General features: G+C 69.9%; 26 protein-coding genes and 2 tRNA genes. 20 read left to right on the top strand and 8 right to left on the bottom strand.

The genetic code is table 11. From position 1 onward, the window contains the following. Positions 1-59: 59 nt before the first annotated feature. The 3 genes from J7346_RS07415 to J7346_RS07425 all read right to left on the bottom strand — a co-directional run bounded on the left by J7346_RS07415 (position 60) and on the right by J7346_RS07425 (position 1,888). Positions 60-767: an IS6 family transposase gene (locus J7346_RS07415; RefSeq protein WP_209119295.1), complete on the bottom strand. Its 708-nt coding sequence runs from the start codon at positions 765-767 to the stop codon at positions 60-62. Between the two features lie 439 nt (positions 768-1,206). Beyond that, entirely contained in the window at positions 1,207-1,401 is a 195-nt protein-coding gene (locus tag J7346_RS07420; protein ID WP_209119263.1) for an excisionase family DNA-binding protein, read from the bottom strand. 410 nt (positions 1,402-1,811) lie between these two features. Next, a tRNA-Arg gene (locus J7346_RS07425) sits at positions 1,812-1,888 on the bottom strand. Between the two features lie 153 nt (positions 1,889-2,041). Between J7346_RS07425 and J7346_RS07430 the strand changes: the two genes are divergently transcribed. Further along, positions 2,042-3,355 carry a hypothetical protein gene (locus J7346_RS07430; RefSeq protein WP_209119264.1) on the top strand — a complete coding sequence of 438 codons (1,314 nt, stop codon included), beginning with the start codon at positions 2,042-2,044 and terminating at the stop codon, positions 3,353-3,355. A 702-nt stretch (positions 3,356-4,057) separates the two neighbouring features. On the opposite strand, the gene J7346_RS07435 is transcribed toward J7346_RS07430, so the two are convergent. Together J7346_RS07435 and J7346_RS07440 are read right to left on the bottom strand one after the other, a co-directional pair. Beyond that, the gene (locus J7346_RS07435) at positions 4,058-4,840 is read right to left on the bottom strand and encodes an SDR family oxidoreductase (RefSeq protein WP_209119265.1); all 783 of its coding nucleotides are present in this window, start codon (positions 4,838-4,840) and stop codon (positions 4,058-4,060) included. Continuing rightward, a complete protein-coding gene (locus J7346_RS07440; RefSeq protein ID WP_209119266.1) occupies positions 4,837-5,139 on the bottom strand; it encodes a 4a-hydroxytetrahydrobiopterin dehydratase in 303 nt (100 codons plus the stop codon). Before J7346_RS07440 ends, J7346_RS07435 begins: the two co-directional genes overlap by 4 nt. 112 nt (positions 5,140-5,251) lie before the next feature. Here J7346_RS07440 and J7346_RS07445 point away from each other — a divergent pair, with 112 nt between their 5' ends. The 4 genes from J7346_RS07445 to J7346_RS07460 all read left to right on the top strand — a co-directional run bounded on the left by J7346_RS07445 (position 5,252) and on the right by J7346_RS07460 (position 8,971). After that, a complete protein-coding gene (locus J7346_RS07445) occupies positions 5,252-5,965 on the top strand; it encodes a Crp/Fnr family transcriptional regulator (RefSeq protein WP_209119267.1) in 714 nt (237 codons plus the stop codon). A 75-nt stretch (positions 5,966-6,040) separates the two neighbouring features. Then, a complete protein-coding gene (locus J7346_RS07450) occupies positions 6,041-6,829 on the top strand; it encodes a class I SAM-dependent methyltransferase (RefSeq protein WP_209119268.1) in 789 nt (262 codons plus the stop codon). A 44-nt stretch (positions 6,830-6,873) separates the two neighbouring features. Next, positions 6,874-8,406: a 2-polyprenylphenol 6-hydroxylase gene (gene ubiB, locus J7346_RS07455; RefSeq protein ID WP_245157723.1), complete on the top strand. Its 1,533-nt coding sequence runs from the start codon at positions 6,874-6,876 to the stop codon at positions 8,404-8,406. A 49-nt stretch (positions 8,407-8,455) separates the two neighbouring features. Further along, positions 8,456-8,971, top strand: coding sequence for a hypothetical protein (locus tag J7346_RS07460; protein ID WP_209119269.1), 516 nt, complete (start codon positions 8,456-8,458; stop codon positions 8,969-8,971). Here the strand turns inward: J7346_RS07460 and arfB are convergent. Further along, the gene (gene arfB, locus J7346_RS07465) at positions 8,968-9,369 is read right to left on the bottom strand and encodes an alternative ribosome rescue aminoacyl-tRNA hydrolase ArfB (protein WP_209119270.1); all 402 of its coding nucleotides are present in this window, start codon (positions 9,367-9,369) and stop codon (positions 8,968-8,970) included. The two genes, J7346_RS07460 and arfB, sit on opposite strands and share 4 nt — an antisense overlap. Positions 9,370-9,428: 59 nt before the next feature. Here arfB and J7346_RS07470 point away from each other — a divergent pair. The 13 genes from J7346_RS07470 (at position 9,429) to gspM (ending at position 20,615) form a co-directional block, all read left to right on the top strand. Next, positions 9,429-9,502 (top strand) — tRNA-Gly (locus tag J7346_RS07470). Between the two features lie 352 nt (positions 9,503-9,854). Continuing rightward, on the top strand, positions 9,855-10,217 hold the full coding sequence (locus tag J7346_RS07475; RefSeq protein WP_209119271.1) for a hypothetical protein: 363 nt from the start codon (positions 9,855-9,857) through the stop codon (positions 10,215-10,217). Positions 10,218-10,401: 184 nt separating this feature from the next. Further along, complete coding sequence (locus tag J7346_RS07480) at positions 10,402-11,274, top strand: type II secretion system protein N (RefSeq protein ID WP_348521470.1); 873 nt, start codon at positions 10,402-10,404, stop codon at positions 11,272-11,274. After that, positions 11,271-13,316 (top strand): type II secretion system secretin GspD, encoded by a 2,046-nt coding sequence (gspD, locus tag J7346_RS07485; RefSeq protein ID WP_348521471.1) that lies wholly within the window; start codon positions 11,271-11,273, stop codon positions 13,314-13,316. The genes J7346_RS07480 and gspD overlap by 4 nt, the downstream gene beginning before the upstream one ends. Before the next feature lie 4 nt (positions 13,317-13,320). Further along, the gene (gene gspE / locus J7346_RS07490) at positions 13,321-14,826 is read left to right on the top strand and encodes a type II secretion system ATPase GspE (protein ID WP_209119272.1); all 1,506 of its coding nucleotides are present in this window, start codon (positions 13,321-13,323) and stop codon (positions 14,824-14,826) included. After that, complete coding sequence (gene gspF / locus J7346_RS07495; RefSeq protein ID WP_209119273.1) at positions 14,826-16,040, top strand: type II secretion system inner membrane protein GspF; 1,215 nt, start codon at positions 14,826-14,828, stop codon at positions 16,038-16,040. The genes gspE and gspF overlap by 1 nt, the downstream gene beginning before the upstream one ends. A 7-nt stretch (positions 16,041-16,047) precedes the next feature. Beyond that, entirely contained in the window at positions 16,048-16,539 is a 492-nt protein-coding gene (gene gspG / locus J7346_RS07500; RefSeq protein WP_209119274.1) for a type II secretion system major pseudopilin GspG, read from the top strand. A 133-nt stretch (positions 16,540-16,672) separates the two neighbouring features. After that, positions 16,673-17,086, top strand: a complete 414-nt coding sequence (locus J7346_RS07505) for a GspH/FimT family pseudopilin (protein WP_209119275.1) — start codon at positions 16,673-16,675, stop codon at positions 17,084-17,086. After that, entirely contained in the window at positions 17,083-17,454 is a 372-nt protein-coding gene (gene gspI / locus J7346_RS07510; protein WP_209119276.1) for a type II secretion system minor pseudopilin GspI, read from the top strand. The genes J7346_RS07505 and gspI overlap by 4 nt, the downstream gene beginning before the upstream one ends. Next, positions 17,454-18,050, top strand: a complete 597-nt coding sequence (gspJ, locus tag J7346_RS07515) for a type II secretion system minor pseudopilin GspJ (protein ID WP_209119277.1) — start codon at positions 17,454-17,456, stop codon at positions 18,048-18,050. The genes gspI and gspJ overlap by 1 nt, the downstream gene beginning before the upstream one ends. A gap of 38 nt (positions 18,051-18,088) precedes the next feature. Beyond that, entirely contained in the window at positions 18,089-19,045 is a 957-nt protein-coding gene (gspK, locus tag J7346_RS07520) for a type II secretion system minor pseudopilin GspK (RefSeq protein WP_209119278.1), read from the top strand. Next, positions 19,042-20,151 (top strand): type II secretion system protein GspL, encoded by a 1,110-nt coding sequence (gene gspL / locus J7346_RS07525; protein WP_209119279.1) that lies wholly within the window; start codon positions 19,042-19,044, stop codon positions 20,149-20,151. The genes gspK and gspL overlap by 4 nt, the downstream gene beginning before the upstream one ends. Beyond that, positions 20,148-20,615, top strand: a complete 468-nt coding sequence (gene gspM / locus J7346_RS07530) for a type II secretion system protein GspM (protein WP_209119280.1) — start codon at positions 20,148-20,150, stop codon at positions 20,613-20,615. Before gspL ends, gspM begins: the two co-directional genes overlap by 4 nt. Here the strand turns inward: gspM and J7346_RS07535 are convergent. Further along, positions 20,582-22,267 carry an amidohydrolase gene (locus tag J7346_RS07535; protein WP_209119281.1) on the bottom strand — a complete coding sequence of 562 codons (1,686 nt, stop codon included), beginning with the start codon at positions 22,265-22,267 and terminating at the stop codon, positions 20,582-20,584. The genes gspM and J7346_RS07535 overlap by 34 nt on opposite strands. Before the next feature lie 159 nt (positions 22,268-22,426). Here J7346_RS07535 and J7346_RS07540 point away from each other — a divergent pair, with 159 nt between their 5' ends. Both J7346_RS07540 and J7346_RS07545 read left to right on the top strand, forming a co-directional pair. After that, positions 22,427-22,870 carry a hypothetical protein gene (locus J7346_RS07540; RefSeq protein WP_209119282.1) on the top strand — a complete coding sequence of 148 codons (444 nt, stop codon included), beginning with the start codon at positions 22,427-22,429 and terminating at the stop codon, positions 22,868-22,870. A gap of 116 nt (positions 22,871-22,986) precedes the next feature. Then, positions 22,987-23,517: a hypothetical protein gene (locus J7346_RS07545; RefSeq protein WP_209119283.1), complete on the top strand. Its 531-nt coding sequence runs from the start codon at positions 22,987-22,989 to the stop codon at positions 23,515-23,517. Positions 23,518-23,544: 27 nt separating this feature from the next. Here the strand turns inward: J7346_RS07545 and J7346_RS07550 are convergent. After that, on the bottom strand, positions 23,545-23,808 hold a 264-nt coding region (locus J7346_RS07550; RefSeq protein ID WP_209119284.1), incomplete at its 5' end, for a hypothetical protein.

The raw sequence follows: 23,808 nt of genomic DNA on the forward strand, positions 1-23,808 counted from the left end.
CTGTCAGTCCAACGACAACTCGTCTCCACTGAGCACAGGTAGGGCAGGGGACGCAGAGCCTACCCGGCGAGCGTCTGCCACTCAGCCAGGGCGGCTGAGCGTTGGGCCTTGTATGTCTCTCTGCTGATGAGGTGGCGGTCCTGGTTGAAGTGGTTGTGGAAGGCGGCGTGGACGGAGCTGAATTTCTGCAACGTCTTCATCTGCCGGAAGCGGAGCATGGCCCGTTCTCGTCGTCGAAACGGCAGGTGCGAGTTCTCAACCCTGTTGTTGGCCCACCGTCCAACCTCCTGCTTATCGGCGTTTCCGAGCTCCTTCATCGCAGCCTTGTAGGAGCGTAGACCGTCGGTCGTGATGGCCCGCGCGCGACCGTGCCGCTTCATGAGTTTCTTCATGAACTTCAGTGCGGCGGGCTTGTCCCTGGTCTTGGTGGCAAAGGATTCCAGCACCTCGCCTTCGTGGTCGACGGCGCGCCAGAGGTAGTGCATCTCGCCATTGATCTTCACGTAGACCTCATCCAGGTGCCACCGCCAGTGGGTGTAGGCGCGCATCTTCTGAACCCGCTTCCTGCGGATCTCAGCGGCGAACATTGGACCGAACCGGTTCCACCACAGCCGCACCGTCTCGTGGCAGATGTCGATGCCGCGCTCGGCTAGTAGGTCCTCCACGTTGCGCAGCGACAGCGGGTACTTCACGTACATCATCACCACGAGGCGGATGACCTCGGGCGAGCTGTCAAAGTACCGGAACGGGTTCGTCGATTTGGCCATCATGAGACGCTACGGTCCCGTGTTTGACCTCGCAATCAGTTTGGGCTGACAGTGCCCCCAGCCACCATCCGCCTCCAGGATGGTGAGCATGCTCAGCAGATCACCATTGAGCGCATCTGGACTGCCAGCGCAGAAGAGCGGTTCTCTGAGTCCATCTTAACCATAGACTCCGAGATGAGCATGATGTGGCAGTCGGTTCGCGAGCTGCTGCGCCCCGGTCCATGACCGCGCAGTTTGAAGCCCGGGCGACCGCCGCTCCGGTAGCGACGTCCCATTCTCAGCCAATGTCCGCTTCCCACCCTTAGCAGACATTTCGAGAGTCCGCTTTTGGGGGGCCATCGCGCGTCACTTATGAGGACGCGACCTAGCCGCCGGGCAGGGGGGCGGCGCAAGGCCAAAGCCCTGAGAGCCGGGTCCGACTACCAAGGGCGGTGTTCCTTCACGCTTCGGCCTTGCTTGCGTGGGAGTCCAGCCAACGCTGAGCCTCGTCTCGCTTGATCAGCCTGCGCCGGCCAACCTTCAGCGTTTTGAGCCTGTGGGTGGCGATCTCTTCATAGACCTTGGTCCTCCCGATCGAGGACCATTCGCAGAATTGCTGGACTGACATCACGACAGACTGGGGGGCGGTGGACATGACTGACTCCGGGGCGGGCCGCGATATGGAGTTTTCCGTCAAGGTTCGTTCAGATGGCACATTTGAAACCGCAAGCCAGTTGAGAGATGGCCCCACGCTCCGATCAACCTGAGGCAATTTAGAGCATAAGATAGCGGCTCTAACGGTGCCCGAAAGGCAGCCCGACACATGGATGGTCTTCTGTGAGCCGGAGCCCGTGCACCTCCGCTGGGTCACCGAACTAAGAATCGTTCCGAGGGCTTCTGATTCGCAGGGATGGGGGCGACGCTATCGCGCTCGCTGAGCACGACCGCGCGGCGTGAACACCAAGGACGCGGCCGGGCAGCGGTGCTCTGTGCTGGGGCGGGTGTTGGGGTGGTATGAAGCGGTCCAGATAAAGTGATTGTAAATCAACAGTTTAAGGAGACGATTGGCGCACCCGACAGGATTCGAACCTGTGACCTTTGCCTTCGGAGGGCAACACTCTATCCAGCTGAGCTACGGGTGCGGGTCAAGGAGGCGGTGCTTATCGTATCGCGGGGCGGGCCTCAATCCCAAAGCGCAAAAGGTGCGGCCCGATCGTGCGGGCCGAAAGTCCGGCCTTGGCGCCACGCCGTCCCGGCCTTAAGCCTTGGGTCTCTGCTACGGGAGGTTCAGTCTCATGCGTTCACCGTTCCCCGGTCTTGTGGTCCCCGGTCTTGTGGCCGCCGTGGTCGTCCTGCTGGTCGCGGCCTGTGCCAGTGTCGCGCCGCCCGCTGCGGATCGCGAGGCCGCGCTGAACGTCATAGCCGAGGACTACGTCCACCTGATCCTCGAGATCGGCGAGCATGAGCCCGGCTATGTCGACGCCTATTACGGTCCCGAGGAATGGCCGGCAGAGGCCAGGGCCGAACTGCGCTCCGTGCCTGAGCTGACCGCGGCGGCCACCACCCTGCTGGCCGGGATCGAGGCGGTGCCCGAGGCGGGGCTGACCCCCGAGCTGCGCCAGCGTCGCGCCTATCTGCGCGCCCACGTCTCGGCCGCCCACGCCCGCCTCCGCATGATCGCCGGCGAGACAATGGGCTTTGCCGACGAGGCCGAGGCCCTGTTCGGCATCCGTCCGGAATTGCGCCCGCTGGAAAGCTTCGATCCGGTGCTGGCGCGGCTGGATGCCCTGCTGCCGGGCGAAGGGTCGATCAACGCCCGCCTCGGCGCCTTCCGGGGCGGCACCGCCATTCCGCGCGACCGTCAGGAAGTGGTGATCGCGGCCGCCATTGCCGAGTGCAAGGCCCGCACCGAGGCCCATATCGACCTGCCCGCAGGCGAGAACTTCACCCTCGAATTCGTCACCGACAAGCCCTGGTCGGGCTACAACTGGTACCAGGGCCAGTCGCAGAGCCTGATCCAGATCAATGTCGACCAGCCGATCTCGATCGAGCGCGCCATCGATCTGGGCTGCCACGAGGGCTACCCCGGCCACCACGTCTACAACATGCTGCTGGAAAAGACCTTTGTCCGCGAAAAGGGCTGGGTCGAGATGAGCGTCTATCCGCTCTACAGCCCGATGAGCCTGATCGCCGAGGGCAGCGCCAACTACGGCATCGACCTGGCCTTCCCGGGCGAAACGCGCGGCGACTGGGAGCGCGCGGTCCTGTATCCGCTGGCCGGCCTCAACCCCCAGAAGGTCGAGCTTCAGACCGCCATCCTCGACATCACCCGCGAACTGGCCCGCGCCGAATACACCATCGCCGACGACTATCTTTCCGGCCGCGCCGACCGCGAGACCACCATCCAGCACCTGATCAAATACGGCCTGCATAGCCGCGGCTCGGCCGAACGCCGCATCCGCTTCATCGATACCTACCGCAGCTACATCATCAACTACGGCCTCGGCCGGGACATGGTGCAGGACTGGGTCGAGTCCCAGGGCCCCGACCACTGGTCGACCATGGAACGCCTGCTGGGCAGCCAGATCCTGCCGACCGACCTGCTCTGACGCCGCGTCTCCTCCCCATCCTGATGGGGAGGGGGACCGCGTAGCGGTGGAGGGGCTCCTCACCGGATGCACACCCCTCCAGAGCCCCTCCGTCTCGGTGGCTATCGCCCCCGATCCACCTCCCCAACTTCGTTAGGGAGGAGACAAAGAAAGCCGTCATCCTCGGGCTTGACCCGAGGATCGGTGCCACCCGCGATGGCCTCCTCGTAAGGGTGGATTGAAGGACGCAGCTATAAAGACAGCGCCCGAATTCCCCCGCCTTTCCAACACCCCTGCCGTTTCCCGCACCGTTCTTCCCGCCTCACCCCGGGCCTGTGCGAACCTCCCCCCGTCCCGTCGCACGGAGGGCTCGTAAGGCCTGCGACCTTGTGAGCGGCGGGAGCGATGGAGCGGGGTCGGGCCGCATGGCCCGAGCACCCTCATCACCGCCTCCGGGTGTGTGGTGGGGGCAAGGGTCGAGGGGGAAACTCGGCCGTTCCGGGACTGAACGCAGGTTCAGCCCGCCCGCCGGAGGCGCTGCGGTAAGGCGATAACACCGCCACCCGACGCAAGCTTCCGGAAAACCACCGCGCGGAGCGTCAGACTTCGTCGAAACGGTAAAACACATCTTCTCCGGGCGAAGGCCCGGCGCTCCGCCTGCCCTCCACCCTCTGCCGCGCGCGGCGAGAGGCGCTCAGGCTCGTCAGGAGAACCGTGAAAGCGTCACTGCGCCAGCATGCCGCCGTCGATCTTGAACTCGCTGCCGGTCACGAATTTGGACTCGTCCGAGGCCAGATAGACCACGCACCAGGCCACATCGTCGGGCTCGCCGATGCGCTTCATCGGAATGCCGCGCGTCAGCCGCTCGTGGGCCTTGGCCTCGTCGCCGCCGGCCATGGCGATGAAGGGATCGAGGATCGGCGTCTTGATGAAGACCGGGTGCACCGAGTTGCAGCGCACGTTCCAGTCCTGCTTGGCGGCCTCCAGCGCGATGGTCTTGGTGTACATCCAGACGGCGGCCTTGGTGGCGTTATAGGCGCCCATGCCCGGGGCGGCGGCCAGTCCCGCCACCGACGACAGATTGATGATCGAGGCCGGCGCCGAGGCCCGCAGATGCGGCATGGCGTGCTTGCAGCCCAGCATGATGCTTTCGATGTTGACGGCCTGGACCTTGCGCCAGTTCTCAAGGCTGTCGGCCTCGGCATAGCGCAGCTCGCCGCCGATCCCGGCATTGTTGATCAGCACCGACAGGCCGCCCATGGCCGCGACCGCATCGGCCACCACCCGCACCCAGTCCTCCTCGCGGGTGACGTCCTGGGCGAAGGCGAACACCCGGCCCGGGTGATCCGCCGCCAGCCGGTCCCGCAGGGCCTCGACCGCACCGAGCTCCAGATCGGTCAGGGCGACCCTGGCCCCTTCCTCCAGCAGGCGCAGGGCCATGGCCTGCCCCAGTCCCCCGGCGGCCCCGGTGATCAGGATGGTCTTGTCCTTGACGCGATCGGTCATGCGCGGGCTCCCATGGCGGCGGCGACCGTGTCCATGAAGCGGGCCAGCTCGACATCCTTGTCGGTCACGCCCCCGGCATCGTGGGTGGTCAGCCGCACCTCGACCCGGTCGTACACATTGAACCATTCGGGATGGTGGTCGCGCTTGTCCGCCATCAGGGCCACGCGGGTCATGAAGCCGAACGCCGCATTGAAGTCGGCAAAGCGGAAGGTCCGCTGGATGGCGTCACCCTCGCCCGGATCGACCGACCAGTCCGTCAGCGTCTGGACGGCCTTTTCGGCCCCGATCGTCTCGCCCATGGCGTCACTCCCTTGCTGTTCCGCCCTCTATAGACCGCCCTTCGCCGCTTCCGAAAGGCGGGAACCGAATGGTCAAGCTTGTCGTTGCTCCGTCAGTTCGAGGGAGGTTCTGATGGATGCGTTCACCGACAATCTGTGGCTGGCGACGCTCCGACCCGTCGATCGCAAGCGGCTGGCCCCGCATTTGACCGAGCGCCCGTTCGACACGGGCCTCATGCTGTACGACATCGGCGAGGCGGTCGACTGCATCTGGTTCCCCCTGCACGGGGTAGTCTCCCTGATGACCGTGCTGGACGAGGGCCATGCCGTGGAAACCGCCGCCATCGGGCGCGAGGGCCTGGTCGGCGTCACCTGTGGCCCGCTGAACGGGCGCGCCGCGACGCGCGCCATCGGCCAGATCGAGGGCGTGGCCGCCTGCTGCGACGCCGATACCTTCGCCGAACTGCTGTCCGAGAGTGCGCCCATGCGTGCCGCCCTGTCCCGCTTTACCGAGGGCCTGATGGCCCAGGTCCAGCAATCGGCCGCCTGCAACGCCCAGCACCGGCTGGACCAGCGCCTCGCCCGCTGGCTGCTGGCGACCCAGGACCGCACCGACAGTGCCCGCCTCGAGCTGACCCAGGCCGATGTGGCCGGCATGCTCGGCGTGCGTCGCGCGACCGTCAGCGAGGTCGGCGCCGAGCTGGAGGGCCGCGGCCTGATCCGGCGGGGCCGCGGCTGGGTCGAGGTTCTGGACCGCGACGCGCTCGAGGGGGCGGCCTGCGGCTGCTATGGCCTGGTGCGCGGGGTGATGGCCGATCTGGGCCAGCCGCGACGTGTCGCCGCCTGATCCGGAGTATGTGCCTGACGCCCGCGACCACACGGACCGGTGACGCCGCCGCACCGACAGGCTAAACCGCCCGCCATGAGCGCTTCCTCCCCCGATCCGTCCCTCTCGCCCTTCGGCTACCGCGACATGCCGCGCGACGAGAAGGTGCGCCGGGTGCGCGGCGTGTTCGACAGCGTCGCCCCGTCCTATGACCGGATGAACGACCTGATGAGCGGCGGCGTACACCGACTGTGGAAGGACGCCGCGGCCGCCCGTCTCAACCCCCGTCCGGGCGAGGTCATTCTGGACGTGGCCGGCGGTACCGGCGATCTGGCCCTGCGCTATGCCAAGCTGGCCCGCAAGGCCGCCGCCCGCAGTGGAGGCGAGCCGGCCACCGTGCTGGTGCTCGACTACAATGCCGAGATGATCGCCGCAGGCCGGGCCCGCGAGGCCGGCGCCCGCGAAGCCTCGCCCGAAGTGACCTGGATGGTCGGCGACGCCCTGTCCCTGCCGCTGCCCGATGCTTCGGTCGACGCCTATTCCATCGGCTTCGGCATCCGCAATGTGGCCCGGATCGAGGAAGCCCTGGCCGAGGCGCGACGGGTCCTCAAGCCGGGCGGTCGCTTCCTCTGTCTCGAATTCTCCCATCCCACCAGCGAGGCGCTGGCCAGGGCCTATGACGCCTGGTCGTTCCGGATGATCCCGCGCATCGGCGGCTGGGTCGCCGGCGACCGCGACAGCTACCAGTATCTTGTCGAGAGCATTCGCCGCTTCCCCAACCAGCAGACCTTCAAGGCCATGATCGAACAGGCCGGCTTCTCGAATGTCAGCGTGACCAATCTGTCCGGCGGCATCGCCGCGCTGCACCACGCCTGGGCGATCTGACCCTGGCCCGTCTGTTCCGACAGCCTCCGCCTCCGCCCCGGACCCTGCCGGTGCGCCACCCGGTGGCCGCGGCCCTGCGCCTGATCGGCTGGGGCTGGATCCTGGTGCGCCACGACGCCCTGTTGCCGCGCGAGATCACCCCGCTGCTGCCCGCCTGGCTGCGCCCCGTGGCGGCCCTCCTGCACCTGTTCTCGGGGCGTGAGGCCCGGACCGGCCGCCCCGGCGAGCGGGTCGGGCGGGCGCTTGAAAAGCTGGGTCCCGCCGCCATCAAACTGGGTCAGGTGCTGGCCACCCGCGCCGACATCTTTGGCACCCGGTTCGCCCTCGATCTCGGCCGTCTCAAGGATCGCCTGCCGCCCTTCCCGCTGGAGCAGGCCCGCATCGAGATCGAGCGGGCCCTCGGCCGCCCGGTCGAAAGCCTGTTCATCGACCTGCAGCCCGCGATCGCCGCCGCCTCCCTGGCCCAGGCCCACGCGGCCCATCTGCAGGACGGCCGCAAGGTGGCGGTCAAGGTGCTGCGCCCGGGCGTGGAGGGGCGCGTGGCCGAGGGGCTGGACGCCCTGCGCCTCGCGGCCGGATGGGCCGAGCGTTTCGTCGCCCCCGCCCGCCGTCTGGAGCCCCGCGCCTTCGTCGAGACCATCGCCCGCTCGATGGAGCTGGAGCTGGACATGCGGCTCGAGGCCGCCGCCGCCTCCGAAATGGGCGAGGTCATGCAGAAGGGCGAGGCCGGGGACGGCGCCCTGATGACCGCGCCGGGCGTGGTCTGGGACGGGGTCGGCAAGCGGGTGCTGACACTGGAATGGGCCGAGGGCCTGCCCATGACCGATCCCGCCTGTCGCGAACAGCCGGGGCTGGATACCGACGCCCTGGCCGACAATGTGGTGCGCGCTTTCCTGATCCAGGCGCTGGACCACGGCACCTTCCACGCCGACCTGCACGAGGGCAACCTGTTCGCCTACCCGCCCGCGCGGCTGGTGGCGGTCGACTTCGGCATCGTCGGCCGGCTGGGCAAGGAAGAGCGCCGCTACCTCGCCGAGATCCTGTGGGGCTTCCTCAGCCGCGACTATGACCGCATCGCCCGGGTCCATTTCGAGGCCGGCTATGTCCCCCCCAGCCATTCGGTCCAGGCCTTCGCCCAGGCCCTGCGCGCGGTGGGCGAGCCGGTGATCGGCAAACAGGCCAGTCAGGTCTCCATGGGCCGTCTGCTGGGCCAGCTGTTCGAGATCACCGCCCTGTTCGACATGCGGCTGCGGCCCGAGCTGATCCTGTTGCAAAAGACCATGGTCTCGGTCGAGGGCGTGGCCCGCCGTCTCAATCCCGACCACGACCTGTGGGCGGCCGCCCGCCCGGTGGTCGAGCGCTGGATCCGGCGTGAACTCGGCCCCCAGGCCCAGGTGCGCGATGCGCTCGAGGAGGTCGTCACCGGCCTCCGCGCCCTGTCCCAGCGCCTGCATCGCGAGACCGACGGCGCCCCGGTCGCCCCGGTGGTCATGGTGCCGCGCCCCTCCTGGTGGCCCACGGTTCTGTCAATTGTGGCGCTGGGCGCCGCAACGGCTGCCCTTGTTCTGTCGCTTTGACAGCGCAAATGTAGGGGCAGTTCCGTACCGCCACACCCGGAGGCAAGGCATGCGTATCACTGGAAAGCCGCTCACCGTCGCGGGCGCCGCACTGGCCTGCGGCCTCGTCCTCGGCCTGACGTCCGGCACCGCCTTGGCCCAGGACACGGCTGCGGCCAGCCTGCCGAACGCCTTCGAGACCCCGCCTCGCGCGGCGGCCCCCGTGCCGGTCCAGGCCGCTCCGACGGACGAGGCTCCCGACGTCGCCCGTAGCCGCGAGACCCTGATGGCCGTCATCGAGGACGCCCAGGACGGTGCGCTCGACTTCACCGCCTTCAGCGAGGATGTGGCCGGTCGCCTGCGCCCGGTCGAGGCCGAGCTGACCGGCGCCATCCAGAGCTTCGGCGACCTCGAGGACATCACCTATGTGGGGCGCCAGGACGGGGCCGACATGTTCGAGGTGCGCTTCTCGGAACTGCTGACCCAGTGGGTGATCGGCTTCGATGCCGACGACCACATCGCCGTGCTGCTGTTCCGCGAGGCGCCGGCCGAAGCCACTCCCGCGGCTGCCCCGACCGCCAACTAGTCCGCGTCCGGCCGTCCCCGGCCGCTTTTGATCTGCGACCGGCGGGTCTTGGCCTTGAGCCGCCGTTCCTTTGACGCCCGCGTGGGCCGGGTCGCAATCCGCGGCCGCGGCGGCGCGGCCACCGAATCGATCAGGGTATGCAGCCGGTCGATGGCGTCCTGACGATTGCGCTCCTGTGTGCGAAAGCGCGTCGCCGTCAGCACCAGAATCCCCTCCAGGGTCAGCCGCCGCCCGGCCGCCTTCAGCAGCCGCGCGCGCACGCCCTCGGGCAGGCTGGGCGAGCCCCGGGCGTCAAAGCGCAGCTCGACCGCCGTCGCCACCTTGTTGACGTTCTGGCCCCCCGGCCCCCCGGCCCGAAAGAACCGGAATTCAAGCTCGTCCTCGCCGATACGGATCATCCCGACAGTCTAGCGCGCCGCCCGCCGCCACACTATGCTCCCCCCGACCGCACGGTCCCGCGGGTGTAGCTCAATGGTAGAGCAGCAGCTTCCCAAGCTGACGACGAGGGTTCGATTCCCTTCACCCGCTCCAGATTCGGCGCTCAGGCGGACTCGAGACTGACTGCGGCGGTCGCGCCTCACTCCGGCAAGATCAGGATGTCCGCTGTGTCAGGTGCAGGAACGCGGCCGAGCGGGGTACGCCCAGCGTGACGGTCGCGCGGCTGCACTTGGTCATGGGGGCGTCCTCGTGCCAGTCTGGGCCGCAGGGGGAGATCGCGATGTTCAGCAGTTGGGTGGACACGGTACACTGGCCGGCTCTGGAAGCTATTGGCACGTGCGCAGCCACTGTCGTCGCACTGGGATTGGCCTTCGGGTCTTGGCGGCGGGCAGCGAGGGATGAGCGGCAGCGGCATCGGGCCACGTTGCGAGCCCTGGCGGCCATCATGGAATCCATCAACGACGCCTGCCAGATGGCGCTGGACAGGCTGCGCGAGGGGGCGGACGTTCGCACTGTGGCCGTCACGCTCATGAGGACGTCGGTCCACCAGTCGTCGATCAAGGCACTCGAACAATTTGACCTTGCCCGCTTTCGAAACCCGCAGACCATCAACTGGATCATCCTCGTGCGGGCCCACACGACGGGCTTGATCCGGGTTGCCGAGGATGTAGCGAGCGAGAGGGATGGTGGCGCTGGATTCCAGGCCATAGTGGAGCACTGCCAGAGGGTGGCTGTCGATGCGAAGGGGAGGTTTGGGGCAGACCTCGGACGGACCCACTCTCCTGTGCCGCAATCAGCCCGACGGTGACGCCGCCACGAAACTGGCTCCGCATCCGGAGCAATCTTCGCGATTCAGACGCCGCAATGTCATCAAGCCACGCGGGCTCGGGTGATCGGGTCCGGGGTAAGACCGTCCGCAATCGGAGCGGACGTCACTTGTCCGTCTCCTGAAGATTTCAGGGGCCCGGTTCGGGTCGGCGGGGCGAGTGTCGGTGATCCGCAGCGTATCCATCTCCCAGGTCTGGCCGATCGCCTGGCCCGCCCGTCGTGAGACGGCGGCCGGGACGGGCCTGCGTCTGCCCGCGCCACGTCGCTGGGCCGAGATCGCGCTCGCCCTCCTGATCCTCATTCAGCTGGTGCGGCTGGGGGCCCTTCTGGTGGCGCCCGCTCCGACCGCTCCATCCGCCGAGGCGCCGGCCGCCGACACCGGCGTCCTGTCGCGCTTCGATGCCTTCTTCCACACGGGCGAGCCCAGCAGTCTTGCGGGCATCACCCAGGCGGGCAGCGAGCAGCTGCGCCTGTTCGGTGTGCGGGCCGGTGCCGGCGGGGGCGGCTCGGCCATCCTCGGCCTGCCCGACGGCACCCAGCTGTCGGTCGGGGTGGGCGAGGAGATCCAGCCGGGCCTGATCCTGCGCGCCGTGGCCGAAGACCATGTGACGGTCGCGCGCGGCACCTCGGTCAGCCGGATCGATTTCGGCGAGGTGCCGGTCGGGGCGGCGTCCGTGCCCCCACCGCCGACCACGCCGCAGGTTGTGGCTCCGCCGCGCCCGACGCCGACCGCTCCGGCTGCGACCGGGGCCGCGGTTGTCGACCCAGAGCGTCTGATGGCCGAGGCCGGCCTGCGCCCCCGCATGCAGGGCCTGTCGGTCAACGGCCTGACCGTCACCGCCCGGGGCGACAGTCCCCAGCTGGCCGCCGCGGGACTGCGGGCCGGCGATGTCATCCTGTCGGTCAACGGCATCGCGCTGGACGGCCCCTCCGCCCTCAATCGCCTGCGCACCGACCTGGCCCAGGCCCCGGAAGCCGTGATCCGCTTCGAGCGGGACGGCACCCCCCAGACCACCACCGTAAGGACCCGCCCGTGATCCGGTCGTCTTCCCGACTTTTCGGCCGTCTGGCCGCCCTGATGCTCGCGGCCCTGGTCGTGCAGGCGGGGCTGCCCGCGACCGCCGCCCGGGCCCAGGAGCGCCAGATCCTGAATGTGCAGGGTGCCGACATCCGCGCCTTCATCCAGGACATCGCCCGCTCGACCGGCCGGACCTTCATCGTCGATCCGGCAGTGACCGGCACGGTGACGGTCACCAGCGACCGGCCCCTGACGCCGGCCGAGACCTATGAGGTGTTCCTCTCGACCCTGCGCGCCAACGGTCTGGTGGTCATCCCGACCGGCTCGGGCGCCTATCGCATCGCCCCCGCCCAGGGCGCGGCCCAGGGCCCGGCGACCGTGGGGACCGAGCGCTTCTCGACCGAAGTCTTCCAACTGCACCACATCGACGCGGCCTCGGCGGCCGAAACCATCCGCCCGCTGGTCGGGCCGCAGGGTCAGGTGCTGGCCAACCCCAACAGCAATACGGTGGTGGTGGCCGACTTCGTCGACAATCTGGCGCGCGTCCGCGCCCTGATCGCGCGCATCGACGTGGACCGCACCGACATCGTCGTCATCACCCTCGAAAACTCCTCAGCGCGCGAGATCGCCGCCGTGCTGGACGAGGTTCTGGCCCCCGTCGGCGGTCAGGCAGGGCAGGGACTGGTCAAGGTGACGGCGGTCGAGAGCTCCAACTCCATCGTCCTGCGCGGCGAGCCCGCGGCCCTGACCCGTGTCCAGTCGCTGATCTTCGACCTCGACCAGCGGGCCCTGACCTCGGACGACGTCCGCGTGGTCTTCCTTGAGCATATCGATGCGGAGCAACTGCTGCCCGTGCTGCAACAGATCGTCGGACAGGCGGTCTCGACCGAGGCGCCTTCGGCGGGCGGCGAGGGGGCCGACAGCGCGGCAGCGCCGCCCGCGCCCGGCCAGCGCGCCACCATCGCCCGCTATCCCGGCGCCAACGCCCTCGTCATCTCGGCCCCGCCCGAGACCCAGCGCATGCTGGGCGATGTGATCGCCCAGCTGGACCGCCGCCGCCAGCAGGTCCTGATCGAGGCCATCGTGGTCGAGCTGTCGGACAATGCCGTGCGCGAACTGGGCGTCCAGTGGCTGCTGGCCGGCGAGGATGGCAATCCGGTCCTGGCCACCAACTACACCGACCGGGCTGCGCCCCTGCTGTCGGTCGGTGGGGCGCTGGCCGGTCGCGATCTGGATGCGGACGATCCCCTGCGCGACCAGCTGGCCACCGCGGCGGTCAACGGCCTGCTGGGGGCCAACGGCTTCATCGGTGGCGGCGGTGGCCGGATCGGCGATGCCCTGTTCGGCTTCATCATCAATGCGGCCAAGACCGACTCGGGCTCGAACCTGCTGCAGACCCCCTCGCTGATGACCCTCGACAATGAGGAGGCCACCATCCTGGTCGGTCAGGAAGTGCCGATCACGACCGGCGAGACCCTGCTGAACGGCAATGACAATCCCTTCCGCACGACCCAGCGCCAGGACATCGGCGTCAAGCTGATCGTCCGGCCCCAGATCAACGCCGGCGGCTCGGTGACCCTGTTCATCCGCCAGGAGGTGTCGAGCATCAACGGCATCCTCAGCAGCAACGCCAACGACCTGATCCTCGACAAGCGCGAGCTGGAGACCACCCTCGTGGTCGACGACGGTGACATCGCCGTGGCGGGTGGCCTGCTGGACCAGAACGACCGGCTGTCGGTCGACCGCGTCCCGGTGCTGTCCGACGTGCCGCTGATCGGTGGCCTGTTCCGCTCGGAGAGCCGCCAGCGGGGCCGCACCAATCTGATGATCTTCATCCGCCCGACCATCATCCGCAGCCCGGCCGACGCCCAGCGCCTGACCGCCGACCGCTGGGGCTATATGCGTCAGGAGCAGCTGCGTGTGGCCCCGGATCAGGAGCCCAGCCTCGACGAACTGCTGCGCGACTACATCCGCACCCAGCCGCCCGTGCCGCCGCAGTACCTTGAGGTCGCCCCGGTCGCGCCGGTCGACGGCGACACCCTGCCGCCGGTGCAGCCCTGATCCCATGACCGCGCCGGCCGTTCCCTCCCTCAGCTATGCCTTTGCCAAGCGCCACGGCGTGGCGGTGATCGCGCTCGGCGATGTGGCCGAGGTGGCGCTGCGCGAGGGGGCAGACCCCCTGTCGCTGGTCGAGGCCCGGCGCGTGCTGGGGTGCCCGCTGAAGGTCGAACCGGTCAGCCGCAGCGCCTTCGATCGCCTGCTGTCCGAGGCCTATGCGGGCGATCCGCTGGCCGGCCCGGACGCGGGCGACGACCTGGCCCTGCCCGGCGGCCTCGACAGTCTGGTCGACGAGATGCCGGCCGCCGCCGACCTGCTGGACACCACCGACGACGCCCCGGTCATCCGGCTGATCAACGGCCTGATCGCCGAGGCCGTGCGCGCGGGCGCCTCGGACATCCACCTTGAGCCCTATGAGCAGGCGCTGATCGTGCGCATGCGCGTCGACGGGGTGCTGAAGGAGGCCCTGACCCTCAACCCGCGCCTGACGCCCGTCGTGGTGTCGCGCATCAAGGTCATGGCCCGCCTCGACATCGCCGAAAAGCGCATCCCCCAGGACGGCCGCATTCCGCTGGCGCTGGGCGGCAAGACCCTCGATGTGCGCGTCTCGACCCTGCCGTCGCGGGCGGGCGAGCGGGTCGTGCTGCGCATTCTCGACAAGGATCAGGCGGGCCTCGGCCTGCGCGATCTCGGCATGGATGAGGCCACGCTCGACGCCTATCACGCCGCCCTGGCCGAACCGAACGGCATCCTGCTGGTCACCGGCCCGACCGGCTCGGGCAAGACCACCACCCTCTATGCGGGCCTGTCGCTGCTCAACACCGGCACCCGCAACATCCTGACGGTCGAGGACCCGGTCGAATATGCGGTCGAGGGTGTCGGCCAGACCCAGGTGAATGCCAAGGTCGGCATGACCTTTGCCGCCGGGCTGCGCGCCATCCTGCGTCAGGACCCCGACGTGGTCATGGTCGGCGAGATCCGCGACGTCGAGACCGCCTCGATCGCCGTCCAGGCCGCCCTGACCGGTCACCTGGTGCTGTCGACGGTGCACACCAATGATGCGGCCGGCGCCGTCACCCGCCTGCGCGACATGGGGGTCGAGCCCTTCCTGCTGGCCTCGACCCTGCGCCTGATCATGGCCCAGCGGCTGGTCCGCCGCCTGTGCCCCCATTGTCATACGCCCGAGGTCGCCGATGCGGCGACCGCGCGGCTGGTCGGCATTGCGGCGGGCGAGACGGTCTGGCGCCCCACGGGCTGCGACGCCTGCGGCCAGACCGGCTATGTCGGACGGGTTGGCCTCTACGAGACGATCCGCGTCACCGACACCCTGCGCCGGCTGATCACCACCGGGGCCGACGAAGCCGCCATCAATGCCGAGGCGCTCGGGGACGGGCGGACGCTGGCCGGACAGGCGCGGGCGCTGGTGCTGGACGGCACCACCTCGGTCGAGGAGGCGCTGCGCGTCACCCGCACCCGGTCCGAGGACCTGCCGCCGATCGAGGCGGTGGCCTGATGCCCCGTTTCGACTATGTGGCCGTGGACGGCGCCGGGCGCACGGTGACCGGCAGTGTCGAGGCCCGCGACCTCGCCCTGGCCCGCGATCAGCTGGGCCGCAAACAGCTGATGCCGCTGGAGGTCCAGCCCGGCCGGGGCGTTTCGCGCACCGGGACCGCCGGCCCCGCGCGCGGCAGCCGGCTGGATGCCCGGGCGCTGGCGCTCGCCACCCGCCAGCTGGCCACCCTGATCGCGGTCGTGCCGGTCGAGGAGGCGGTTCGCACCCTCGCGCTCCAGGCCGAAAAGCCGAAGGTCCGGCGCTGTCTGGAGGCCGTGCACAAGGGGGTGGTCGAGGGCCGCCGCCTGTCCGAGGCCATGGGTGAACAGGGCCGGGCCTTTCCGCCGCTCTACCGCGCCATGATCGCGGCGGGCGAGTCCTCGGGTGCGCTGCAGCCGATCCTCGAACGGCTGGCCGACGGGCTGGAGCGCGAGCAGGAAGTGCGCGGCAAGGTCATCACCGCCCTGGTCTACCCCGCCGCCCTGGCGGTCGTGGCGCTGGCCGTCATCACCGCCCTGATGACCTTTGTCGTGCCCAGGGTGGTCGACCAGTTCACCAGCATGAACCAGCAGCTGCCCCTGCTGACGCGAATCATCATCGGCATCTCCCACGCCATGCGCGACTGGGGCTGGGTGGCGGCCCTTGTGCTGGTCTGTGCGGGGGCGCTGGCCGGCCTTGCCCTGCGCCGCCCGGCCCTCAGGTTGAAGGCCGACACCGCCCTGCTGCGCCTGCCGGTCGTCGGACGGCTGATCCGCGACCTGCACGCCGCGCGCATGGCCCGCACCCTGTCGACCATGATCGCCTCGGGCCTGCCGGTGCTGGAGGGGCTGAACCTGACGGCCCGGACGGTCTCGAACACCCGCCTGGCCGCCGCCACCCGCACCATGGCCGAGGTGGTGCGCGAGGGCGGCTCCCTGTCCGGGGCCATGCGCCGCGCCGATGTGTTTCCGCCCCTGCTGGTGCACATGACCGCCTCGGGCGAAGGCTCGGGCCGGCTGGAACCCCTGCTGGACCGCGCCGCCGACTACATGGACCGCGAGTTCGCCACCTTCACCGCCGTCATGCTCAGCCTGCTCGAGCCCGGCATCATCATCGTCATGGGCGGTGTGGTGGCCCTGATCGTCCTGTCGATCCTGCTGCCCATCCTCCAGATCAACACCCTCGCCGCCGTATGAGGCTCACATGACCAAGACCCGCACCCGTCCCCGCCCTCAAGCAGCGAGCGACCGCGTCGCGAGCGGTAGGGCAAAAGAAAAAAGGGCCGGCTTCACCCTCGTCGAGATGATGGTGACCATCGTCATCATCGGCCTGCTGGCCACGGTGGTGATCATCAATGTGCTGCCCAGCCAGGACAAGGCGATGATCGGCAAGGCGCGCGCCGATCTGGCCACGCTCGAGAATGCGTTGGAGCAATACCGGCTGGACATGCTGGCCTTCCCGACGACGGGCGAGGGGCTGTCGGCCCTGACGACGGTGCCGTCCGGTTCGACCCGCGCCGACCGCTATCGTCCGGGTGGCTACATTCGGCGCCTGCCGGAAGACCCGTGGGGCAATGCCTATCAGTACCGCCGCGAAAGCGAGCACGGTCAGACCTTCGACGTCTTCTCATACGGCGCCGACGGCAAGCCGGGAGGCGAGGGCAATGACGCCGACATCGGCAACTGGCAGGGCTGATATCCTCCCCTGCGAAGCGGGGGAGGGGGACCACGGAGTGGTGGAGGGGGCAAAACCCGGACACCGACGCTTGACGGTCGCCCCCACCACCCCCCTTCGGGCGATCCCCCTCCCTCGTAAAGGACGGGGGAGGATGGGCTTCACCTTGGTCGAGATGATGGTGACGGTGGCCATCCTCGGACTGGCCGCCAGTGCCGTGGTGCTGGCCGCGCCCGATCCGGTGCCGCGCTTGCCGGTCGAGGCCGAGCGACTGGCTGCCCATCTGGTGCGGGCCCGCGAGGAATCCCTGCTGACCAATCGCCCGGTGGCCGTCGACATCGGCCCGGCCGGCTATGGCTTTCGGGTGCGCGCCGAGGACGGCTGGACGCCGCTGACCGACGGCCCGTTCGACCGTGTCGCGTGGGAGGACGGCACGCGCGCTGCGCCGGACACGACCGTGCTGTTCGACCCTGTGGGACTGGCCGAACCGGCCACCCTGACGCTCAGCCGGGACGGCGCGCGCGTCACGGTCCACGTCGACCTCGCCGGAGAGGTGCGGGTCGAATGACGCGACGTCGGGCCGGGCGCGGGGGCTTCACCCTGATCGAGATGATGGTGGCGCTGGCGGTCTTCAGCCTGGCGGCGCTCGCCCTGCTGCGCATGACGACCGAGAACACCCGCACGGCGGCCGAGCTGGAAACCCGCACCCTTGCCGGAATCGTCGCCGACAATCTGGCGGTTCAGGCGCTGGTGGCGGTCGACCCTCCGGCACCCGGCGAAACGGCGGGCGAAACCGAGCTGGGCGGTCGCCGCTGGATGTGGCGCCGCATCGTCAGCGGCACAGGCGATCCGTCGCTGACCCGGATCGAGGTGCGGGTCTCGGACGATGGGGTCTGGACGGCAGCCGAGGCGGTCCTGTTCCGGGCGGTGTCGTGATGCGCAGACGGACCCGCGCGGGCTTCACCCTCACCGAGGTGCTGATCGCCCTGACCATCTTCGCCCTGATCGCGGCCGCAGGGACGGCGGTCATGGGCGTGTCGATCGACAGCCGCTTTACGGTCAAGGCGGCCTCCGACCGGCTGGCTGCGGTCCAGCGGATGCGTGCCCTGATGAAGGCCGATGTCAGCCAGGCCGTGGCCCGTCCGCTACCCGGCGGCGATGGCGTGGCCCCCCTGCGTACCCGGGCGGTGCCGGGGGCCGATCCCACCCTCGTTCTGGCCCTGACCCGCACTGGCGCCGGTGTCGGTCTGGACGAGGACGGTTCGGGCCTGATCGGCATCGAATACCATCTGGTCGGTGACCGGCTTGAGCGGCGGGTGCGCCCGCATCCGGACGCGCCCGGGCCGGGCGTGGTCCAGGTGCTGGCGACGGGGGTCAGCCGGGCCGAGGCGCGCTTTGTCGTCTATGGCGCCGAGGTGCCGGTGTTCGAGCCGCGCCTGCGTCTGCCCATGCCCGACGCCGTGCATCTGGAGCTGGCGCTCGAGGACTATGGCGCGCTCGACCAGTGGCTGCTGATCGGGAGCGGTCGATGAGGCGCCGGACCGAGCGCCGATCTGCGGACAGGCGGGGTATGGCCCTGCTGACCGTGCTGCTGATGGTGACGGTGATGGCCGCCATCGCCGTGGCCCTTCTGGACGATGTGCGGTTCGGCACACGACGAGCCTCGAACCTGTCCTCGGTCGGTCAGGCCCAGTGGTACGCCCTCGGGGCCGAGGCCCTGGCCCGCACCCGGATTCAGCGCCTGCTGCGCCAGGCCGGGCCGGTCACCCCGGTCCAGCCCGCCTGGAACGGGACGCCCTTCGCCTTTCCGGTCGAGGCCGGTCAGATCACCGCCGTGGTCCGCGATGGCCAGGCCTGCTTCAATCTGAACAGTGTCGTCTCCGGGATCGAGGGGGCGTACATCGCCCGTCCGCGCGGGGCCGAACAGCTGGTGGCGCTGGGCCGGGCGCTCGGCGTCGATGAAGGCCGGATGCGGGCCGTGGCCGATGCCCTGACCGACTGGATCGACAGCGACCAGACCCCCTTGCCGCGCGGGGCCGAGACCGCCGCCTATGCCGGGCGCCAACAGCCGCTGCGGACCCCCGGCACCCTGTTGCTCGAGGCCGGCGAGCTGCGTCTGATCCGGGGCGTGGATGCCGATGTCTATGGCCGGCTGCGGCCCTTCGTCTGCGCCCTGCCGACTCCCGACCTGTCGCCGATCAATCCGAACACGCTTTCGGTCGATGACGCCCCCCTGCTGGTGATGTTGAGCGAAGGGCGGCTGAACCCCGCCCGGGCCCGTGCCGCCATCGCCGCCCGCCCGCGCGGCGGCTGGCGCGACATCGGCGCCTTCTGGAGCCAGCCCGCCATGGCCGAGGCGACGCCAGCCTCCGAAGTCTATGACCAGCTGACCCTGACGACCCGCTATTTCGCCTTTCGCAGTGACGTCGAATTCGCGGGGGCGCGGGTCACGCGCACCGCCCTGTTCCGAACCCTTCCCGACGGCCGTGTCGAAACGGTCGTCCATCGCTGGACTGCCGACCGATGAGCCGAACCCGCCTTGTGCTGCTGCCTGCCGACCCCGGTGCTGCCGCCCCCTTCCTGATGCTCGACGCCGACGGGCGGGTGCTGGAGCGCGGCCACCTGTCCGTGGACGGCCCGGTCCTCTCCGGTGCCCGCGTGCGGACAGTGGCCATCGTCCCGGGCACCGAGGTGCTGGTGCGATGGCTGACCCTGCCCGCCGGACGACCGGTCCAGCAGAGGGCCGCCGCCCTCTGGGCCCTGCGCGAGGATCTGGCGGTCGATCCCGCCTCGATGCGGGTCGCGCTCGGGGCTGACGCCGTAGGCTCGCCGCGTCTGGTGGCGGCAGTCGACGACGCCCGTCTCGGCGAGTGGACCGGCCGTCTGGCGACGCTCGGTGTCGAGGGCGCGACCCTTGTGCCCGACTGTCTGGTGCCCGACGCACCGGATGAGGCCGACCGTCTGAGCAGTCTCGCCTTCGGTCCGGCGGTCGCCGTCCGGGGGCAGGGGCTGGCGGTTTCGGTCCAGCCCGATCTGGTGCCGGTGATCGCCGCCGGTCGCACCGTCGAGCCGATCGACAATGAGGCCGCGGTCGAGGCCCGGCTGGTCGCGACGGCCCTTGCCCCGCCGGTCGACCTTGGCGGAGGCCAGACCCGTGCGGCGTCCGGCGAGGGCTGGAAGGCCTGGCGGCTGGCCGCCGGTCTGGCGCTGGCCCTGTTGCTCTCGCCGCTGGTGCTGACCGCGGCGGCCGCCTTCCGCGACGACCTGGCCGCCAGCCGCCTGAACGCCGCGGCGGCAGAGCGGGCCCGCGTCCTGTTCCCCGACATGGCCGCCGATGCCGATCCGCTGGACGAGGCACAGCGGCGTCTGGCCCTGACCCCGCCGCCGGGCGGGGTGGCGGTGGTGGCCTCGGTCCTGTTCCAGGCGCTGGAGGGCGTGCCGGGGGCCGAGCTGGACAGCCTGACCGCCGATCCCGTCGCCGGGGTGCGGGCCACGGTCAGCTACACAGCGTTTCAGGACCTGCAGGCGATCCGCGAGGCGGTCGAGGCGCGGGGCCTGTTGATGGTCGAGGAGGCCACGCTGGAGGAGGGCAACCGCATCGCCAGCGACATCCTTGTGGGAGCGAAGGCATGAAGGCGCTGACGGACTGGCTGGCGGGGCGGACGCCGCGCGAGCGCTGGATGCTGATCGGACTCGCCGTAGTGGCGGGTGGCATCTTGGTTTTCTACGGCGTTGTTCAGCCGCTGAACGACTGGCGCGCGGCGGCGGCGGAGCGGCGGGCCGAGGCCACCGAGGCCACCCGGCTGATCGCGGCGGCGCAGGCGCGCCTGCGGCCCGGTGCCACCTCCGACCCCGCCCGTCTGGCCGAGGTGGCCGGTCCGCTGGCCGAGGCCCAGGGGCTGGCCGTCGAGCTGTCCCCCGGCGAGGACGGCGGTCTGGCGTTCAGCGCGCAACAGGCGCCCACGGCGGCCCTGTTCGGCTGGCTGGCCGCGCTGGAAAGCCAGCACGGCATCGAGGCCGTCGCCATCAGCGTCACCGAGAACGCCGATGCGACGCTTCAGGCTCAGGGCCTGCTGGTGTCCTCTCCCGCCCGGTAGACCACCTCGCCGTCGACGATGGTCAGCACGGCCTTCGCGTTCGGCAGCTCGGCCTCGGGCGCGGTCATCAGATTGAGGTCAAAGGCGGTGAAGTCGGCGCGCTTGCCGACCTCGATGGTGCCCAGCTCGTCCTCACGGAAGGACGCATAGGCCGGCCACAGGGTGAACATGTGCAGGGCCGTCATCCGGTCTACGGCCTCGTCCGGACGCCAGTCAGGGCCCTGAAAGCCCGACAGGTCGCGGCGCGCCACGGCGGCATAGAATTCGATGGCCGGATCGCCGCGCTCGACCGGGGCGTCCGAGCCCCCGACCACCACGACGCCCAGGTCCACCAGACTGTGCCAGGCATAGGCGCCGTCGAGGCGGGCATCGCCCAGCCGGGCCGGGGCGAAATGCAGGTCGCCGATCGCGTGGCTGGGCTGCATGGAGGCGATGATCGACAGGTCCACGAACCAGCGGTAATCCGAGGGCCGCAGGATCTGCGCATGCTCGATCCGCCAGCGCACATCCGCGCCATTCGGACGCTCCGACGCCGGCACGGCCTCCAGCGCCTCGGCATACCATTCGGCCACCGAGGCATTGCCGCGATCGCCGATGGCGTGGGTCGCCACCTGGATGCCCGAGCGCAGCGCGGCCTCATAGACCGGCACGGCCTCCTCGCGCGTCATCTGCATCAGGCCGGTGGTGTCGGGCCGGTCGGCATAGGGCGCGAACAGGGCCGCCCCGCGCGAGCCCAGCGCCCCGTCGGCGTACATCTTGACCGCCCGGGTGATTACCCGCCCGTCGGCGACCGAGCGGGGGCCCGAGGCGAACAGGGCGGCGGCCCCGTCTGGGGTCACGCTGTTATAGACGCGGATCGGCGCCTCGCCCGCCTCGGCCATCTCCTCCAGCAGCGGCACATCCCCCCAGGGCGCGCTCATGAAATGGAGGCCGGTCCAGCCATAGCGGGCATAGACCGCAAAGCCGGCGCGATAGACCTCGCGCGGGGCGGCGGGCGAGTCCCGATAGCCCTCGGGCGCGCGCAGCAGCCCCATGGCCGCATCGACCAGCAGGCCGGTCGGCTGCCCGTCCGGCCCCTTCAGGATCTCGCCGCCCTCCGGGGCCACCGTCCCGGCGTCGATGCCCGACAGCGCCAGCACCGGGGTCGAGACCACGGCCGCATGGCCGTCGGCGCGCCTCAGCATCACAAACCGGCCCGGCGCCGCCGCATCCAGATCGGCGGCCGTCAGGAACCGCCCCTCGGGCCAGTGGGTCTCGATCCAGCCCCGGCCGATGATCGGCCCCTCGGGGTGTGCCACCGCCCAGGCCTCCAGCCGCGCCATGGCCTCGGCCACCGAGGCTGCGCCCTCGAGGTTCAGCGTCATCTCGCGCGCGCCGATCCCGTCCAGGTGCGCATGGCCGTCGGTAAAGCCGGGAAACAGCGCCGCGCCCTGAAGGTCCACGACCGGCACCCCCGCGTGATCGGGCAGGTCCGCCGCCGCCCCGACAAAGGCGATCCGCCCGTCCCGCACCAGCACCACCTCGGCCTCGGGCGCTGCCTCCACGCCCGTGTAGACCGGCCCGCCCCGGATCAGCATGTCCTGGGCCAGCGCCCCGCCGGGCACCGCCAGCAACAGGGCCGAAAGGGCGGCGGAAAGGATGGTCGCGCGCATGGGGTCGCCTCCGTCAGATCGGGCGACCGGGGTGCAACCGTTACGGCCTCAGGTCAAGCGTCGCGTCGGGGAGGGGAACGCCCTGACAGCCCATTGCATATTGCCCCCATGGCCCGGCTTCATTAGCGTTGCCGTAAGTGCGACGGCCGGGGAGGGGCTATGCGACAGATCGGATGCCTTGTCCTGGCCGTCCTGGCCGGGGGGCTGACAGCCTGCGGCGTGGGGTACCAGGGCCTCGATCCGGCCGAGCCGGGCGCGACGGTGCAGCTCAACAAGAGCTATGCCGGCACCGGCGATACGTCGGCGGTCAACCAGTACTATGCCTTTGGCCACGATCCGCGGTGCGCGAAGACCGAGGTGGCGGCGGCCTTCACCTGGACGACGGGCGATCAGTCCCCGGTCCGGGTGCCCGCCGACCGCCCCCTGATCATCTGGGCGGCGACGGTCTATGCCCAGAGCACCGACGTCGCGGTGCCTCACGGCCACCCGATCGGCAATTTCGGGCGAAACGGGTGCAGCAACAATCTGACCTTCACCCCCCGCGCCGGCCACACCTATGCGTCCGCCAGTCCGGCCGCCGGGGCAGCACGGAATGCACCCTGACGCTCATCGATCTCGACACGGGTGCCCCGCCCCCCGACGTCGAGTTCCAGCCCTATGACACCTGTCGCGACTGAAGGAGCCCGATGGCCATGTCGGCCCGGACGAAAGGAAATCTCATGATCCGTCTTGCCGGAATAGCCCTGGTTGCGGGGGCGGCGCTGTCGCTCACGGGGTGTGCGGGGGGTGTTCCCCCCTATGAAAGCCTCGCCCCGGCCGTGCCGGGCGCCGCGATCCGGCTGGAAAAGGGCTACTCCGGCAACAGCATTTTCACGGGGGCGTCGCAGACCTACCTGTTCTCCGGCGTCGACTATTGTGACTCCCTGCGCGTTGCTGCGGTTCTCGGGGCGATCACATCCGATATGCGGACCCTGAGGGTCCCGGCCGGCGAAGCGGTCGTCGTCACCGCGTCGACGACATTCACGACGGGCCGCGGAAACCTGGGGACGGTCACCGATGTGTGTCAGAACGTGTCCCGGTTCACGCCCGAGCTGGGCCGCGTCTACAGCGTGAAACAGACCTCGCGGTACGGCGGCCGGCGATGCAGCCTGGCGATCGTCGACACAGAGACCGGTCGACCTCCGGCCGATCTGGAACGCCTCAATCCCGCTGTGGTCTGTCCCGGCGACCGGGGCACGGGCGGCCTCTGATCCCGCCCCCTGTCTGACCCGCACAGCTCAGGTGTCGGCCGGGGGCGTGCAACGCCAGGGATCGGTGCCGGCCGCGCGGTGGGCCAGCAGGCGCGCGACTGCGGCCTGATGATGCGCCATCCGGTTACGCAGTTCGGCGCGCAGGGCTTCCAGCTCCTCGGGGGAGCCTTCGTCCTCCGGGTCAGGGGCCGGACGGGCCGGTCGGGGATGCGGCATGGGCGGGGTCCTTTTCGGGGCTGAGGGCAGGGCGGTCACTCCTCCCCCCTCGGGGGAGGAGTGACCGCCCTGCCC

This window comes from Brevundimonas sp. A19_0 (genome assembly GCF_017744255.1).
Classification (GTDB): Bacteria; Pseudomonadota; Alphaproteobacteria; order Caulobacterales; family Caulobacteraceae; genus Brevundimonas.

Coding starts and splice junctions, on each gene's coding strand:
- J7346_RS07415 (WP_209119295.1), bottom strand. CDS start 767: ATGGCCAAATCGACGAACCCGTTCCGGTACTTTGACAGCTCGCCCGAG.
- J7346_RS07420 (WP_209119263.1), bottom strand. CDS start 1,401: ATGTCCACCGCCCCCCAGTCTGTCGTGATGTCAGTCCAGCAATTCTGC.
- J7346_RS07430 (WP_209119264.1), top strand. CDS start 2,042: ATGCGTTCACCGTTCCCCGGTCTTGTGGTCCCCGGTCTTGTGGCCGCC.
- J7346_RS07435 (WP_209119265.1), bottom strand. CDS start 4,840: ATGACCGATCGCGTCAAGGACAAGACCATCCTGATCACCGGGGCCGCC.
- J7346_RS07440 (WP_209119266.1), bottom strand. CDS start 5,139: ATGGGCGAGACGATCGGGGCCGAAAAGGCCGTCCAGACGCTGACGGAC.
- J7346_RS07445 (WP_209119267.1), top strand. CDS start 5,252: ATGGATGCGTTCACCGACAATCTGTGGCTGGCGACGCTCCGACCCGTC.
- J7346_RS07450 (WP_209119268.1), top strand. CDS start 6,041: ATGAGCGCTTCCTCCCCCGATCCGTCCCTCTCGCCCTTCGGCTACCGC.
- J7346_RS07460 (WP_209119269.1), top strand. CDS start 8,456: ATGCGTATCACTGGAAAGCCGCTCACCGTCGCGGGCGCCGCACTGGCC.
- arfB (WP_209119270.1), bottom strand. CDS start 9,369: ATGATCCGTATCGGCGAGGACGAGCTTGAATTCCGGTTCTTTCGGGCC.
- J7346_RS07475 (WP_209119271.1), top strand. CDS start 9,855: ATGGAATCCATCAACGACGCCTGCCAGATGGCGCTGGACAGGCTGCGC.
- gspE (WP_209119272.1), top strand. CDS start 13,321: ATGACCGCGCCGGCCGTTCCCTCCCTCAGCTATGCCTTTGCCAAGCGC.
- gspF (WP_209119273.1), top strand. CDS start 14,826: ATGCCCCGTTTCGACTATGTGGCCGTGGACGGCGCCGGGCGCACGGTG.
- gspG (WP_209119274.1), top strand. CDS start 16,048: ATGACCAAGACCCGCACCCGTCCCCGCCCTCAAGCAGCGAGCGACCGC.
- J7346_RS07505 (WP_209119275.1), top strand. CDS start 16,673: ATGGGCTTCACCTTGGTCGAGATGATGGTGACGGTGGCCATCCTCGGA.
- gspI (WP_209119276.1), top strand. CDS start 17,083: ATGACGCGACGTCGGGCCGGGCGCGGGGGCTTCACCCTGATCGAGATG.
- gspJ (WP_209119277.1), top strand. CDS start 17,454: ATGCGCAGACGGACCCGCGCGGGCTTCACCCTCACCGAGGTGCTGATC.
- gspK (WP_209119278.1), top strand. CDS start 18,089: ATGGCCCTGCTGACCGTGCTGCTGATGGTGACGGTGATGGCCGCCATC.
- gspL (WP_209119279.1), top strand. CDS start 19,042: ATGAGCCGAACCCGCCTTGTGCTGCTGCCTGCCGACCCCGGTGCTGCC.
- gspM (WP_209119280.1), top strand. CDS start 20,148: ATGAAGGCGCTGACGGACTGGCTGGCGGGGCGGACGCCGCGCGAGCGC.
- J7346_RS07535 (WP_209119281.1), bottom strand. CDS start 22,267: ATGCGCGCGACCATCCTTTCCGCCGCCCTTTCGGCCCTGTTGCTGGCG.
- J7346_RS07540 (WP_209119282.1), top strand. CDS start 22,427: ATGCGACAGATCGGATGCCTTGTCCTGGCCGTCCTGGCCGGGGGGCTG.
- J7346_RS07545 (WP_209119283.1), top strand. CDS start 22,987: ATGATCCGTCTTGCCGGAATAGCCCTGGTTGCGGGGGCGGCGCTGTCG.